This window comes from Brevundimonas vesicularis (assembly GCF_032067225.1).
Classification (GTDB): Bacteria; Pseudomonadota; Alphaproteobacteria; order Caulobacterales; family Caulobacteraceae; genus Brevundimonas; species Brevundimonas vesicularis_F.
In genome coordinates, this window is sequence record NZ_DAMBJX010000035.1 from 16,887 (window position 1) to 31,639 (window position 14,753).

The following is a 14,753-nucleotide window of genomic DNA, read 5'->3' on the forward strand; positions in this document are numbered from 1 at the left end:
CCCGACGGTGCGGCTTCCTCGCCGAACCGGATGACCGAATGCCGCGTACCCGCCTGACCGCCGCCTGCCTCGCCGTTCTGATGACGGCCGCCGCTTCGCCAGTTCTGGCCCAGAGTTTCCAGTCCACTCCGGTCGTCATCGATGCGACCCAGGCGCCGCTGGCCCTGCCCCGCGCCCAGCCGGCCATCCCGGCGCCCCAGGACAAGCCCTATCCGGGCGTGATCCAGTACCGCGCCGACATCACCGACCTGGACCGCCGCATCATCCGCGTCAGCCAGACCATCCCGGTCGCCGGTCCTGGCCCGCTGACCCTGCTCTATCCGAAGTTCCTGCCCGGCAACCACGCCGCCACCGGCCCGATCCAGCTGTTGTCCGGCTTGACCGTCACCGCCAATGGCCAGCGGATCGAGTGGCTGCGCGACACGCTGGACCCTTACGCCTTCCACCTCGACATCCCGGCGGGCGTGACCAGCATCGACGTGCAGTTCCAGCAGCTGACCCAGCCCGACGCCTCCAACTGGCGCGTGCTGATGACCCCGGCCATGGTCAATCTGCAGTGGGAAAAGGCCATCCTCTATCCGGCCGGCTATTTCAGCCGCCAGATCCAAGTCGCCCCGTCGGTGGTCCTGCCCGCCGGCTGGAAATACGGCACCGCCCTGACCACGGCGTCTCAGGACGGCGACATGGCGGCCTTCGCCCCGACCGACCTCTACACCCTGATCGACAGCCCCATCTTCGCGGGCGCGCACTATCGCCGCGTCGACATCGACCCCAGCGGCGAGCGCGTCCACCTGAACATCCTGGCTGACGAGGCCAAGGGTCTGGCCGCCACCGACGACCAGCTGAAACTGTTCGAGAACATGGTCCAGCAGGCCGACCGCCTGTTCGGCGCCCGTCACTTCGACAACTACGAATTCCTGTTCGCCCTGACCGATCAGATGGGCGGCATCGGGCTGGAGCATCATCGCTCGTCCGAGAACACCGGCGCGCCCGACTTCTTCACCAACTGGGCCAAGAGCGCCGGCGACAGGGGTCTGCTGCCGCACGAGTACACCCACTCCTGGAACGGCAAGTTCATGCGTCCGGCGGACGAGCTGACCGCCAACCATAACGTCCCGACCCAGAACACACTGCTATGGGTCTATGAAGGTCAGACAGAATACTGGGGCGATGTGCTGGCCGCCCGGTCGGGCCTGCATTCCAAGGACGTGGCCCTGGCCACCCTGGCCAGCGTCGCCGCCTTCTATGACAACCAGCCGGGTCGCCAGTGGCGCGCCTTGCAGGACACCAACAACCACAATCTGCTGGGCTATCGCGTGCCGGGCCAGTTCACCTCATGGATGCGCGGCACAGGCGACTACTACCGCGAAAGCCTGCTGGTCTGGCTGGACGCCGACACCCTGATCCGCGAGGGCACCAATGGCCGCAAGTCGCTGGATGATTTCGCCAAGGGCTTCTTCGGTCACGACGACGGCGAATGGGCGCCTCAGGGTTACACCTTCGAAGACGTCGTCGCGGCCCTGAACGCCGTCTATCCTCACGACTGGGCCGCCTTCCTTCGCACCCGTCTGGACGCCGTCGGTCCTGACGCCCGCGCGCCGCTGGCCGGGATCGAGCGTGGCGGCTGGCGACTGACCTACACCGACACGCCCTCGGCGGCGGAGAAGTCGGTTCAGAGCGGCTGGGCCAACGACTTCCAGTATTCGCTGGGCTTCACCCTGTCGGGTGACAAGCTGACCAACATCCGCTGGGGCGGGCCCGCCTTCGAGCAAGGCCTCGGCGCCGGCTGGAGCCTGGTCGCCGTCAACGGCAAGGCCGGCTCGGCCGAGGTCCTGCGCGACGCCGTCACGGCGGCGAAAGGGACCGACGCCCCGATCGAACTGTTGCTGAAATCCGGCGATCGCTTCCGCACGGTGGCCTTCGATTACCACGACGGCCTGCGCTACCCCCGCCTGGAGCGGATCGAGGGCGCGCCGGATCGCCTGTCCGACATCCTCGCGCCCCGCCGGCGCTGAAGGCGTCTCCTCCCCATTGGTGGGGAGGAGACACGCCGCTTACTTCAGCAACTTCAGCAACGCCTCGGCCGCCGCGTGCGACGAGCCGGGGTTCTGCCCGGTCACCAGCTTGCCGTCGGTCAGCACATAGGAGCCCCAGTCCGGCCCCTTGGAGTAGTCGCCGCCGTTGGCGGTCAGCACGTTCTCGACCAGGAACGGCACCACGTCGGTCAGGCCCACGGCCTCCTCTTCGGAGTTGGTGAAGCCGGTCACCTTTCGGCCGTTGACCAGCGGCTTGCCATCCGGCCCGTTCACCGACTTCAGCACGCCGGGCGCATGACAGACGAAGCCGGTCGGCTTGTCCGCCTTGGCGAAGGCCTCGATCAGGGCGATGGAGTCAGCGTCGTTCGCCAGATCCCACAGCGGTCCGTGGCCGCCGGGATAGAAGACGGCGTCGAAATCCTCGGCCTTCACCGACGACAGGACGACGGTCGAGGCCAGGGCGGCCTGGGCTTCAGCGTCGGCCTTGAACCGGCGCGTGTCGTCCGTCTGGGCGTCGGGGTCGTCGCTCTTGGGGTCCAACGGCGGCTGACCGCCTTTGGGCGAGGCCAGCACGATCTCCGCGCCCGCATCCTTCAGCGCGTAATAGGGCGCCGCCAGTTCTTCCAGCCAGAAGCCGGTCTTCTTGCCCGTGTCGCCGAGTTGATCGTGCGACGTCAGCACCAGCAGAATTTTCATAGGGGATGGCTCCGTCTTGGGGTGTCCACAGATGGGAAGCCGCACGGCGCCGCTCAAGACTGGCCTCGATGCCGAAAACACCCCACCCTGTCGACCTCGATCAGCGGAGACGACGTCGCATGAAGCCTTGGTTTGGTCTGTTCGCCGCCCTGATGGGCCTGATGATCTTCAGTCCGTCGGCTCAGGCGGCCGGCCCCTGCAAGGTCGGACAGGCGGGCGCGACCCAGACCGTCGCCATCGGCCGCACCGATCGCACGATGCTCATCCACCTACCCATCGGTTTTGACCCCGCGAAGCCCTCACCTCTGGTCTTCCTGCTGCACGGCAGCGGCGGCACGGGAGAGAAGATGCTGACGTCTTCCGGTCTGACTGAGGCGGCGGATCGGCACGGCTTCATCGTCGCCGCGCCCGACGCCGGCATTCCGATCGATCAAGGTTTCGTTTGGAATATCCCCGGCGTGCCGACGATCACCGGCGCTTTGCCCGCCCCTGGGGACGCCGACGATGTTGCCTATCTGACGGGGGCCATCGATTATCTGGCCGACCAGGGCTGCGTCGACGACAGCCGCATCTATGCGACGGGCCTATCGGGCGGCGGGCGGATGGCGTCGTGGCTGGGTTGCGTCGCCGCCGACCGTTTCGCCGCCATCGCCCCGGTCGTCGGCTTGCGCGCCGGCAATCCCAGAAAGGACCGCCCGGAGGAGCCGGATCCCGCCACCTGCCGCCCTTCGCGCCCCATGCCGGTCATCGCCTTCGCCGGCGACGCCGACACGACCAATCCGATCCAGGGCGGCGGCGCAGGCTACTGGAGCTACACCATGCATGCCGCCGAACAGCGCTGGGCCCAGCTGAACGGCTGCACCCAGGTGCGCGACACCCGCTGGATCGCCGACAAGGTCTATGAAGAGGGCTACGCCGCCTGCCGCGACGGCGCGGACGTGGTGGGCCGCATCACCGCCGGTGGCGGTCACAGCTGGGTCGCCGACAACGACGCCCTGTGGGCCTTCTTCGCTATGCGCAGCCGACCGCAGCGCTGAGCCCAGAGCTCCTAAACGCCGCTGCTTATTCGCCGGCGGCCTACCCCATCGGCCTCAAGCAGCGCTCCGCGCGATAGGCCAACAAAAAAGACCCGGCGGTTTCCCGCCGGGCCTTCCAATCTTCAGCAAATGCCGAAAGTCAGATCTTACTTGATCTGGACCTTGGCGCCGGCTTCCGTCAGCTTCTTGGCAACTTCGTCGGCGGCTTGCTTGGAGACGTTCTCGACGACGTTCTGCGGAGCGCCTTCGACCAGGTCCTTGGCTTCCTTCAGACCCAGGTCCGAACGGACGCCGCGGACTTCCTTGATCACGTTGATCTTCTTGTCGCCGCCGTCGACCAGGACGACGGTGAATTCGGTTTGCTCTTCGGCAGCTTCAGCCGGAGCGCCGCCGCCGGCGGCCGGAGCAGCCATGGCGACCGGAGCAGCGGCGCTGACGCCCCACTTTTCTTCCAGCAGCTTGGAGAGTTCAGCAGCTTCGAGGACGGTCAGAGCGGACAGGTCTTCGACGATCTTGGCGAGGTCAGCCATTGTCAGTTTTCCTTCGGAGGATTGGTTTTAGAGAGTGATGCAGAGATGAAAGGCTGGGCCGCTTACGCGGCTTCCTTGGTGGCGTAGGCGTTGAACACGCGAGCCAGCTGACCGGCGGGTGCTTGCAGCACGCCGGCGATACGGGTCGCAGGCGCATTGAGCAGGCCGATGAGTTGACCGCGAACCTCGTCGAGCGTCGGGAGCTTGGACAGTGCGTCCACGCCCTTTTGGTCGACGATGGTCGAGCCCATGAAGCCGCCGACGATCTTGAAGCGATCGTTGGCCTTGGCGAACTCGGTGGCGACCTTGGCGGCCGTACCGGGGTTCTCGGAATAGGCGATGCCCACGGGACCCTTGAACAGGTTGTGGTAGTCGCTGCCTTCCTCGGCTTCGAGCGCCTTCAGCGCCAGGCGGTTCTTGACCACCTTGAACGCGCCGCCTTCTTTACGAAGACGGCCACGCAGATCTTCCATTTCCGCAACGGTCAGACCCAGGTTGTGGGTCACGACCACGCTGCCGGCGTCGGCGAAAACGCCCTTGAGCGATTCGATAGACTCGGCTTTTTGAGCGCGATCCATTGCGGTCTCCAGTCTTGGTATTCGCCGCCGGGCTTATTCCCGACGACGGATTGGCCAAAGCGCGTCGCATCGCTGCGAAACGTCGGGCCGGTCGTATTGTCCGAAGGATGCGTCTGACGGCGTCCGTCCCGGAATGCGGGCTGACAGCGCAAGGTCGCGTCCCCATCTCCCCACGGCGTCAGAGGGCTCTCTGACAGTTATGGCCTGGGTGACCCCCACGCCCCGAAGTTCTCGGACAGGACCGTCAGAAGATGAACCTCCGACGGGAAGCGGCGCTCTTACAGGCGCCGTCGTTGGAAATCAACCCGGCTTAACGCCGGCTGGGCTTGGCGCCGGTCTGTTCGGCCTCGCCGCAGTCGAACCGGGCGCAATATTTGCTCTCGAACTCCTCCAGAAGGTTCGTCATCGCTGCGGTCTCGACCTCCTGTGAGGCCATGCTCAAGGATATCGTCTTGGCTGCAACAGAGCGCCCGACAGCCGTGCGATAGAATGCGATCTGAGCGACGAGTTCTTCTTCAGTGAAGACGGAGCCGTAGATTGGGGCCAAGTCATCCATGAACCGCTCGATCATTCTGCTAGCCATAGACGGCATGTTAGTGCGGACCCAAATCGCTTCTTCGCCGCCCTTCTTATCCAGTTCGCCCATCTGCGAGACCATGACGCGCTCGAACTCCTTCATGAAGTTCGGTCCGACGGACAGATCGATCAGTTCGCGCGCCAAGGCGCTGCGGCGGGCCAAGCCGGCATCCTGCGGCGCAGGCTCGACGCGCGTGACGACGACTGTTTCCGATTGAGCCGCCGTCTGCGCGTGCGCGCCTGTCGCGCTCAGACCCAGCGCCAGACCCAGCGACGCAGCTAGCGCCTGTTTGCGTGTGATGATCATGATGGCCTCCCCGCCCCCTTATCGGAAGGCTCAGGTCCGCAGGCCAGTCGAATTCGACCGACGGTTGCTCAATCTTCGAGCGGCGTGGCGTCGAAGTCGCGGATCAGCGCGGCCAGGTCGGGCTCATGAACCAGATCCGCTGCCTCGCTCAGGCTCATCCAGCGGCGCTCGCGCTGATGCGCCTCGGGCCAGGCGCCCATCTGGATCAACACTTCGAGCGGATAGACCGACACCACGCACTGGCGCACGCCGCCGTCTTTCAACCCCTTGGCATAGCGGAAGACGCCGATGGACTGGGTGTCGACATCGCCCTTCACCCCCGCCTCCTCCATCGCCTCCTGGGCGGCGGCCTCGGGGTCGCTCTTGCCGACCATCCGCCCGCCCTTGGGGATCACCCAGCGTCGCGTTTCGCGCGAGGTGATCATCAGGATGCGACGCTCGCCGTCTTCCAGCCGCCACGGCAGGGCCGCGACCTGCCGGGTCTCGGAGCGGGTGGTGCGTTTCGACCGGGCCTGCGGCACGCCTCAGCCCTCGCCCATCGCTTGAGCGGTCCTGACGATTCGTGCTGGCGCTCGCCCAATCTTCACGTCTGGTTCCAGGTCTGCCGGTCGCGGCCGCCCTCGAAACGGGATCACGACGGCTGCGTCAAGTTGTCAGACCACGGACGGTCCCATTTATTTCTCGCCGGGCGCCTTGGCCTTTGGATCGCCCAGCACGTCCTGACGATACAGCATGGTGATCAAGGTGTGCAGCACCAGCGCCAGCGGCGTGGCGAACAGCACGCCCAGCGGCCCGAACAGGGTGCCAATTCCCACTACGGCGAAGATGCCCAGCACGACGGGCAGGTTCGCGACGTTCTTCTGCACCATCGGCGTGATGAAGTTGCTCTCCAGCTGGGACACTACGACATACAGCGCCAGCGTCATCAGGGCCGTCTGCCACCCTTGCGTGGCGCCGACCAGCACAGCCGGCACGGTGGAGACAATGGGGCCGACGATCGGCACGAACTGCGCCAGTCCCGTGAGCAGACCCAGCCCCAGCGCCGACGGCACGCCGATGATGGCCAAGCCGACCCCTGTCAGCGTGCCGACCAGAACCATCGAGAACAGCTGCGCCTTCAGCCAGCCCTTCAGCGCCTTGCCACAGCTGTTCAGCACTTCGCGCATTCGCGGCCGCCGATCCATGGGCAGCATGGACAGCAGCCCTTCGCGCGACTTGGCGGGCTCGATCGCCAGGAAGACGCCTGCGACCACGACGAGGACCAAAGTGGTGAGGCCCGATGCGAAGCCCAGGGCGAACTTCTGAGCGACCTGCAACGCCTGACCGGCACGGCCGCCCAGCCCTTGTAGTTGCTCCAATAGCTGAGCGGCATAGGGTTGGGCCTGGATCCAGGACTGAACCTGCTGCCAGCCTTGCGGCACCACGGCGGACAGGGCCACGACCTGTTCGGTGATCTGGGTTCCGAACAGGGTCAATATCCCCGCCAGGACCGCGACCACGATCAGCAGCGACAGGAAGACGGCCAGCGGATCCGGCGCCTTCAGCCAGCGCACGATGGGATCGGCCAGGGCGCGCAGGATCACCGACACCACGATGGCCCCGAAGATCAGCAGCCACAGCGTCTGCAAGGTCACGATCAGCTGGACCGCGAAATAGGCCGACACCAGCACGATGGCACCGAACGCGAGCCGCCCCTTCCACGGGTCGTGGCCGCCCACACCAGGCTTGTCGCCCATTAGTTTTCCCAGTCCGAACATATCGCCCCCTTCAAGGTCGCGACTGGAACGCGGGTCGAGCGTGGCCGTTCGCCGCAGGCGATAAAAAAGTCAGTGGGCGTCGGAGGATCGCTGATCGTAGGCCATTTGCGCGGCCGCGACTTCCGGCATCCGGGTCTCGGCCCAGTCGATCATGGACTGCATCGCCGCCATCAGGGTTCGGCCCAGCGGCGTGACCGCATAGGTCACTGACACCGGCACGGTGGCCACGACAGAGCGTGACACCAGCCCGTCGCGCTCCAGCGACTTCAGCGTCTGGCTCAGCATCTTCTGCGACACCCCATCGACCCGTTGCTTCAGGGCGTTGAAGCGGATCGGCCCCTGCCCCAGCACAATCAGGATCAGGGTGCTCCACTTGTCGGCGATCCGGTCCAGCAGCTGCCGCGTCGGACAGTTCGCTGCGAACACATCGCCTCGCAGCCAGGTTTCTTGAAGGTGACCAGGTGTCTGAGAGGTGCCGTCTTGCATGGGCGCATCCCATATCGCACCTGGTATCCATTGGATACCCAAAGGAGCCTTCCATGAAAGTCGCAGTCCTCGGCGCCAGCGGTCGCGCCGGCTCGGAAATCACCAAGGAACTGGCCGCGCGCGGTCACACGGTCACCGCCGTCGCCCGCAAGCCGGAAGCGATCCCGGCCGCCACCGGCGTCACGCCTGTCGCCGGCGACGCCTCGGACGCCGCCGCGCTCGCCAATCTGATCAAGGGTTCGGACGCGGTCATCAGCGCCCTGCACTTCGATGTTCCCGCCGCGACGATCCTTGGCGCGCTGAAGACCGCCGGCGTCCCGCGCCTGCTCGTGACCGGCGGCGCCGCCAGCCTGGAGGTCGCGCCCGGCGTCCTGCTGTTCGACACACCGCAGTTTCCAGCCGAATGGAAGCCCATCGCCAAGGGCGGCCTGACCTTCCTAGACGACCTGCGTCAGGAAACGGACATCGACTGGACCTTCTTCTCCCCCGCCGCCCTGGTCGAGGAAACGCCGCGCCTGGGCCGCTATCGCACCGGGACCGACCAACTGGTCGTGGACGCCAACGGCGACAGCAAGATCGGCTTCTCTGACTACGCCATCGCCATGGTCGACGAGCTGGAAAACCCCAAGCACAGCCGCGCCCGCTTCACCGCCGCCTACTGATCCGGGCAAGAAAAAAAACGGCGGGGATCGCTCCCCGCCGTTCTTCCGTATGGCTTGTCTTTCGACTTAGGCGCCCAGCGAGGCCGGGTCGACCTTGAAGCCCGGGCCCATCGTCGAGGACAGGCTGATGCGCTTCACATAGGTGCCCTTGGCGCCCGACGGCTTGGAACGCACCAGGGCGTCCACGATGGCCTTCACGTTGGCTTCCAGGGCGTCCTGGGTGAACGAGACCTTGCCGATGCCGGCGTGGACGATGCCCGCCTTCTCGACGCGGAACTCGACGGCGCCGCCCTTGGCGTCCTTGACGGCCTGGGCCACGTTCGGGGTCACGGTGCCGACCTTGGGGTTCGGCATCAGGCCGCGCGGGCCAAGCACCTTACCCAGACGGCCGACCAGGGCCATCATGTCCGGCGACGCGATCACGCGGTCGAACTCCATGAAGCCGCCGGCGATCTTTTCGTACAGATCTTCGGCGCCAACGTGTTCGGCGCCGGCTGCGGTGGCTTCGGCAGCCTTGGCGTCCTTGGCGAAGACGGCGACGCGAACGTCACGGCCGGTGCCCGACGGCAGGTTGACGACGCCACGGACCTGTTGGTCGGCGTGACGCGGGTCGACGCCCAGGTTGACCGAGATTTCCAGCGACTCGTCGAACTTGGCCTTGGCGTTTTCCTTGGCCAGCTTGATGGCGTCGGAGAACGGCAGCAGGTCTTGGGTCACACCGGTGCGGGCCTTGAAGGCCTTGGTTTGCTTGGCCATGGTTTAGCCCTCCACCACTTCGAGGCCCATCGCGCGGGCGGAGCCTTCGATGATCTTGGCCGCCGCGTCGATGTCGTTGGCGTTCAGATCCTTCATCTTCTTTTCGGCGATCTCGCGCAGTTGCGCCTGCGTGATCTTGCCGGCGACTTCACGGCCGACCAGCTTCGAACCCGACTTCAGGCCCGTGGCCTGCTTCAGGTACCAGGTCGCCGGCGGCGTCTTGGTGATGAAGGTGAACGACTTGTCCTGATAAACGGTGATCACGGTCGGAAGCGGGGTGCCCTTGGCTTCCTTCTCGGTGCGCGCGTTGAACTCCTTGCAGAAGCCCATGATGTTCACGCCGCGCTGACCCAGAGCCGGGCCGATCGGGGGCGAAGGCGTGGCCGAGCCGGCCGGCACTTGCAGCTTGATATAGCCGAGAATCTTCTTGGCCATTGGTCTCTCCTATGAATGACCCGGCGCGAACGCAGGGCCGGTGAGCCGTGGTGCGGCATGGCTGCCTCCCACGGATTTGACGCTCCACAAGCCGAGGCTCGCCGAGCGAAGGCGCGCGTGTAACAGAGGGGGGATGGAAAGGCAAACAGAGGAAGAAGGCAGGGCTGCGTCTCAGCCCTCCCCCGCCTTGCGTCGCTCGACCAAGCCCATCAGCCGTTGAACCCGCTCAGGCGGCAAAATCTGCGTCTGGTCATAGACCGTCTCGAACACAGGAATATCGTCCGCGAACACTGCCCAGGGCATGGCGCTCTCGGTGAAGATGATCGCGTCAGGCCTGAAGGCGCCGGGTTGATCCAGCGTCCCGACCCGGACGCCGGCGCCCAGTCGCCCGAGACGGGGATAGTGGCTCCATACGGCGACGCCGCAGGATCTACAGCGCCGTATGACGTGCGGTCCGCCGCTGCCGGCCGGGACGGTGTGATCGGAGAGCTCGCCTTCGATCAGGGTCAGCCGTTCCGTCTCATAGAAAGCGTTGACCACGGAGGTGGACCCTGTCTGCCTCTGGCAGAGGCGGCAGTGGCAGTTGTTGACGAAGATCGGTTCACCCTCGACCTGATAACGCACCGCACCGCAGGCGCAGCCGCCTTCGTGGACCCTATCGACCGCCATCGCATCCTCCCCAGACACCAGAAACATCAAGCAGACGGGGGCGGAAGGCAACACGCCCCGCTCGCCTCCCCCGTGAGGGACGAGGAGACGCGACAAGAAAAAAGCCGCGTCCTTTCGGACGCGGCTTCAAATCTGAACCGGTCAGACGGCGATCAGCCCGCGACCTTCTCCACCTGGGCGTATTCCAATTCGACCGGCGTGGCGCGGCCGAAGATGGACACGGCGACGCGCAGGCGGGCGTGTTCTTCGTCCACGCTCTCGACCGAACCGTCGAAGCTGGCGAACGGGCCGTCGATGACCTTGACCTTCTCGCCGATGTCGAAGCGGATGGTGGGCTTCGGACGTTCGACGCCCTCTTCCACGGCGCCGATGATGTTCTGAACTTCACGCTCGGAGACCGGCAGGGGCTTGGTGCCGCCCGCGGCGCCCAGGAAGCCGGTGACCTTCGGCGTGTTCTTGACCAGGTGATAGGCCTGGTCGGTCATTTCCATCTTCACCAGAACATAGCCGGGGAAGAACTTGCGTTCGGAGTTTACCTTGCGACCGCGACGGATCTCGACGACGTCTTCGGTCGGAACCAAGATTTCGGAGAAGGCGTCTTCCAGGCCCTGTTGCTTGGCCTGATCACGCAGCTGCTCGGCGACCTTCTTCTCGAAGTTCGAGTAGGCGTTGACGATGTACCACTTGTGGCGCGGATTGGCGGGCTTTGCGGGCGCTGCATCGGTCATGGGCGCGTCTTTCTCAGGATCCGAGAGCGATGATGTAGCGGAAGGCGTAGCCCAGGCCAGTGTCCACGATCCAGAAGAAGATCGAGGCGATGATGACCATGATGAAGACCATCACCGAGGTGATCCAGGTCTCCTTGCGGCTGGGCCAGACGATCTTGCGGCCTTCGGCGCGCACCTGGCTCAGGAACTGGCCGGGGCTGGTGCGGGGCTTCTTGGGCTCGGGCGAATCGACCGTGATGGCGGCGGCGCCGGCCGCCTGAGGCTTGGCGCCAATCTGGGGCTTCGCGCTGCCTTGAGGCCGCTTGCCGGGAATTTTGGCCTTGGCCATCAGTTGCTCTTCACACAATTGTTCCTGTCGCCCCAGATGGGAAGTCCCATCCGGAAGCGACAGGGGGGATTGGCAGGAGTTGGGGGACTCGAACCCACGACCCCCGGTTTTGGAGACCGGTGCTCTACCAGCTGAGCTAAACTCCTAGACAACCGCGCAAACCCGAAAGGTCCGTGCGTTCGCCAGAGGGGGGCGTATGCCCGACACCGCCCGCCATTTCAAGGGCGATGTGACACTTGCGATCAGTCTTCCAGATGCGCGGCGATGGCGTCGCGCTCGTCCTCGGCCTTCACCAGTTCCTTGAAGATCAGCTTGTCGATGCGGCGGTCGTCCATATCCACGACCTCGACCTCGAATCGGCCAACCTGCAGCACTTCGCCTTCGTCCGGGACGCGCGAGATCTGGTGCAGAATCAGGCCGGCGACGGTGTGGAAGCCTTCATGCTCGCCAAAGTCCTCGCCGAGCTTGTCAGCCAGTTCGTCCAGGTCCGTCTGACCATCGACAAGCCAGCTGCCGTCGGCGCGCTGATGGATCCAGGCCTGCTCTTCGTCATGGCCCTCGTTGAAATCGCCGGCGATCATTTCCAGAATGTCGGTCGCTGTCACCACGCCTTCAAAGGCGCCGTACTCATCGACGATGAAGGCCATGTGGACCCGCGAGCCCTTCAGGATCTCCAGCGCCTTCAAAACCGAGGTCGACTGCGGAATGAAGGCCGGCTCGGCGACCAGCGGTTCGATGTCGAACTTGCCGTTGGTCAGCAGGCTGTCCAGCAGATCCTTCTTGTGAACCACGCCCAGCGGATTATCGACGTCGCTCTCGCGCGCCACCACGATCCGCGAATAGGGGCAGGTGCGAATCTCTTCGCGCAGCATCTCTTCGGGGTCGTCCAGGGCGATCCAGAACACGTCGTGGCGCGGCGTCATGGCCACCCGCACCGGACGGTCGCCCAAGCGCAGGATTTCCTCGATCATCACCTGCTCTTCGGGCTCGATCAGGCCGGCCGAGGTGCCTTCGGCCAGGATGGTCGCCACCTCTTCCTGGGTCACGTCCGAGCCATCGCGATCCTTGACGCCCAACAGCTTCAGGATGCCAGAGGTGGAGGCGGTGAGCAGCAGGACGAACGGCTTCAGCACGATCGCCAGCTTGGAGATCGGTCCGGCCATCTTGGACGCCACCGTCTCGGGGAAGATCAGCGCCAGGCGCTTGGGCACCAGTTCGCCGATGATCAGCGAGACATAGGTGATGCACACGACCACCAGGGCCGTGGCGAAGAATTCGGTATATTGAGCCAGCGCCGGGAAGGCGACTTCCAGAATGCGATCCAGTTCGCCCGCGATGGTCGCCTGACCATAGGCGCCCGCCAGAATGCCGATCAGGGTGATGCCCACCTGGACCGCGGACAGGAACTGAGTCGGTTCTTCCGACAGTTTCAGCGCCGCCCTGGCCCCCCGGTCGCCCCGTTCCGCCCTCGCCTGTAGTTTGGATTTCCGCGAGGAGACGACCGCCAATTCAGTCATGGCGAACAAGCCGTTGAGCACCACCAGGAGCAGAACGACAGCAATAGCGATGAGTAACATCTAGGGGGTTTTGGGGACCGACGCGGCGCGACAGACGGCGTCCGCAGCGCTACAATAGGGCAGGATCGCGACCAGCGCCACGTTTTCCTTTGCGCTCAGCCCGTGCGCCCGGCTTCGACCGAGCCATAAGCGCCCGAAGCCGGCCGGCCGTTGGCGTCATACTGGGTCGCACAGGCGCTCATGCCGAGCACGGTGCCGATGAAGATACCCAGTCGAATGGCGCGTCGCATTTGGTTACCGAAAGATTAACGTCCGATCCGAACGTAAATCCCGGTTTGCGGTTGCAGGCAATCGTGCTCGCCCTGGGCGCGAGCACAAAAAAGGGGGACGCCGCGAAGCGTCCCCCTTCTTCGTCTTTGATCAGACCTCGCCGATCACACCTTGATCGGCAGCGCCGTGCGGATGTGGACATCCTTCAGCTGGCGCTCCTCGGCCTCGGTCGGGGCGTTCATCAGCAGATCCTCGCCCTGCTGGTTCAGCGGGAAGGCGATGACTTCGCGGATGGCTGTCTCGCCGGCCAGCAGCATGACGATGCGGTCGATGCCGGGGGCCAGGCCGCCGTGCGGCGGCGCGCCGAAGCGGAACGCGTTCAGCATGCCGCCGAACTGCTCTTCGACCACCGAGGCGTCGTAGCCGGCGATCTCGAACGCCTTCAGCATGATCTCGGCCTTGTGGTTCCGGATCGCGCCCGAGCACAGCTCATAGCCGTTGCAGACGATGTCGTACTGATAGGCGCGGATGGTCAGTGGATCCTGGTTCTCCAGGGCCTCCAGCCCGCCCTGCGGCATCGAGAAGGGGTTGTGGCTGAAGTCGACCTTCTTCTCTTCTTCCGACCATTCGAACATGGGGAAGTCGACGATCCAGCAGAATTTGAACTGCTCTTCGTCCACCAGCTTCAACTCGGCGCCCACGCGGGTGCGGGCCAGGCCGGCGAACTTGGCGAAGGTCGCAGGCAGGCCGGCGACGAAGAAGGCGGCGTCGCCCTGCCCCAGACCCAGCGACGACATCAGGGCCTCGGTCGGTTCCTGACCCAGGTTCTTGGCGATCGGGCCGCCCCAAGCGCCCTGGTCCTCAGACCAGAAGATATAGCCCAGGCCCGGTTGGCCCTCGCCCTGCGCCCAGCTGTTCATGCGGTCGCAGAAGGCGCGCGAACCGCCCGTGGGGGCCGGAATGGCCCAGACGGCGTTCTTGTCGTCGGCGCCCAGGATCTTGGCGAACAGGCCGAACCCGCCGTCGCGGAAGTGATCCGACACCACCTGCATCTTGATCGGATTGCGCAGGTCCGGCTTGTCCGAGCCATACCAAGCCATCGACTGGGCGTAGGTCAGGCGCTCGAAGCCCTTGTGTTCGAACGTCTCGCCGAAGTCGTTGGTGAAGGTATGGACGCCGTCGATGGCCGAGACCGGCTTGCCCTCGCCGAACTCCTCGAACACGCCGTGCATCAGCGGCTCGATGGCGGCGAAGACGTCTTCTTGCGTCACGAAGCTCATCTCAACGTCGAGCTGATAGAACTCCAGCGAACGGTCGGCGCGCAGATCTTCGTCACGGAAGCACGGCGCGATCTGGAAGTAGCGATCGAAGCCCGACACCATCAG

General features: G+C 65.1%; 18 protein-coding genes and 1 tRNA gene. 3 read left to right on the forward strand and 16 right to left on the reverse strand.

The window, feature by feature from the left end; all coding sequences use genetic code 11:
• Positions 1-38 precede the first annotated feature (38 nt).
• Positions 39-2,015, forward strand: coding sequence for a peptidase M61 (locus tag RT123_RS10375; RefSeq protein ID WP_313009076.1), 1,977 nt, complete (start codon positions 39-41; stop codon positions 2,013-2,015).
• Positions 2,016-2,054: 39 nt separating this feature from the next.
• Here the strand turns inward: RT123_RS10375 and RT123_RS10380 are convergent, their stop codons facing one another.
• Positions 2,055-2,732, reverse strand: coding sequence for a type 1 glutamine amidotransferase domain-containing protein (locus tag RT123_RS10380; protein ID WP_165116153.1), 678 nt, complete (start codon positions 2,730-2,732; stop codon positions 2,055-2,057).
• A 119-nt stretch (positions 2,733-2,851) separates the two neighbouring features.
• Between RT123_RS10380 and RT123_RS10385 the strand changes: the two genes are divergently transcribed.
• Positions 2,852-3,769 (forward strand): prolyl oligopeptidase family serine peptidase, encoded by a 918-nt coding sequence (locus tag RT123_RS10385; protein WP_313009078.1) that lies wholly within the window; start codon positions 2,852-2,854, stop codon positions 3,767-3,769.
• Positions 3,770-3,915: 146 nt separating this feature from the next.
• On the opposite strand, the gene rplL is transcribed toward RT123_RS10385, so the two are convergent.
• The 6 genes from rplL to RT123_RS10415 form a co-directional block, all read right to left on the reverse strand.
• Positions 3,916-4,299, reverse strand: a complete 384-nt coding sequence (rplL, locus tag RT123_RS10390; protein WP_055754823.1) for a 50S ribosomal protein L7/L12 — start codon at positions 4,297-4,299, stop codon at positions 3,916-3,918.
• Between the two features lie 62 nt (positions 4,300-4,361).
• On the reverse strand, positions 4,362-4,877 hold the full coding sequence (gene rplJ / locus RT123_RS10395; protein ID WP_055754822.1) for a 50S ribosomal protein L10: 516 nt from the start codon (positions 4,875-4,877) through the stop codon (positions 4,362-4,364).
• A 310-nt stretch (positions 4,878-5,187) separates the two neighbouring features.
• Entirely contained in the window at positions 5,188-5,760 is a 573-nt protein-coding gene (locus RT123_RS10400) for a DUF2059 domain-containing protein (protein ID WP_313009079.1), read from the reverse strand.
• Between the two features lie 68 nt (positions 5,761-5,828).
• On the reverse strand, positions 5,829-6,281 hold the full coding sequence (locus RT123_RS10405) for an NUDIX hydrolase (protein ID WP_055754820.1): 453 nt from the start codon (positions 6,279-6,281) through the stop codon (positions 5,829-5,831).
• 153 nt (positions 6,282-6,434) lie between these two features.
• Positions 6,435-7,496 (reverse strand): AI-2E family transporter, encoded by a 1,062-nt coding sequence (locus RT123_RS10410; protein WP_313009080.1) that lies wholly within the window; start codon positions 7,494-7,496, stop codon positions 6,435-6,437.
• A gap of 90 nt (positions 7,497-7,586) precedes the next feature.
• Positions 7,587-8,003, reverse strand: a complete 417-nt coding sequence (locus tag RT123_RS10415) for a helix-turn-helix domain-containing protein (RefSeq protein ID WP_313009081.1) — start codon at positions 8,001-8,003, stop codon at positions 7,587-7,589.
• A gap of 53 nt (positions 8,004-8,056) precedes the next feature.
• On the opposite strand from RT123_RS10415, the gene RT123_RS10420 reads away from it, so the two are divergent.
• Positions 8,057-8,665: an NAD(P)-dependent oxidoreductase gene (locus tag RT123_RS10420; RefSeq protein ID WP_313009082.1), complete on the forward strand. Its 609-nt coding sequence runs from the start codon at positions 8,057-8,059 to the stop codon at positions 8,663-8,665.
• A 66-nt stretch (positions 8,666-8,731) separates the two neighbouring features.
• Here the strand turns inward: RT123_RS10420 and rplA are convergent, their stop codons facing one another.
• The 9 genes from rplA to aspS all read right to left on the reverse strand — a co-directional run.
• The gene (gene rplA / locus RT123_RS10425; protein ID WP_017506695.1) at positions 8,732-9,421 is read right to left on the reverse strand and encodes a 50S ribosomal protein L1; all 690 of its coding nucleotides are present in this window, start codon (positions 9,419-9,421) and stop codon (positions 8,732-8,734) included.
• A 3-nt stretch (positions 9,422-9,424) separates the two neighbouring features.
• Positions 9,425-9,856, reverse strand: coding sequence for a 50S ribosomal protein L11 (gene rplK, locus RT123_RS10430; protein WP_055754816.1), 432 nt, complete (start codon positions 9,854-9,856; stop codon positions 9,425-9,427).
• Positions 9,857-10,027: 171 nt separating this feature from the next.
• Positions 10,028-10,525 carry a GFA family protein gene (locus RT123_RS10435; RefSeq protein WP_313009083.1) on the reverse strand — a complete coding sequence of 166 codons (498 nt, stop codon included), beginning with the start codon at positions 10,523-10,525 and terminating at the stop codon, positions 10,028-10,030.
• 152 nt (positions 10,526-10,677) lie between these two features.
• Positions 10,678-11,253, reverse strand: coding sequence for a transcription termination/antitermination protein NusG (gene nusG, locus RT123_RS10440; RefSeq protein WP_017506694.1), 576 nt, complete (start codon positions 11,251-11,253; stop codon positions 10,678-10,680).
• Between the two features lie 13 nt (positions 11,254-11,266).
• Entirely contained in the window at positions 11,267-11,581 is a 315-nt protein-coding gene (secE, locus tag RT123_RS10445) for a preprotein translocase subunit SecE (protein ID WP_313009085.1), read from the reverse strand.
• Positions 11,582-11,651: 70 nt separating this feature from the next.
• Positions 11,652-11,727 (reverse strand) — tRNA-Trp (locus RT123_RS10450).
• A 96-nt stretch (positions 11,728-11,823) separates the two neighbouring features.
• Positions 11,824-13,158 carry a hemolysin family protein gene (locus RT123_RS10455; RefSeq protein WP_271042992.1) on the reverse strand — a complete coding sequence of 445 codons (1,335 nt, stop codon included), beginning with the start codon at positions 13,156-13,158 and terminating at the stop codon, positions 11,824-11,826.
• Positions 13,159-13,253: 95 nt separating this feature from the next.
• Positions 13,254-13,388 (reverse strand): hypothetical protein, encoded by a 135-nt coding sequence (locus RT123_RS10460; protein ID WP_313009086.1) that lies wholly within the window; start codon positions 13,386-13,388, stop codon positions 13,254-13,256.
• Positions 13,389-13,532: 144 nt separating this feature from the next.
• Positions 13,533-14,753: aspartate--tRNA ligase (gene aspS / locus RT123_RS10465; RefSeq protein WP_313009088.1), on the reverse strand; the 1,221-nt coding region annotated here is incomplete at its 5' end.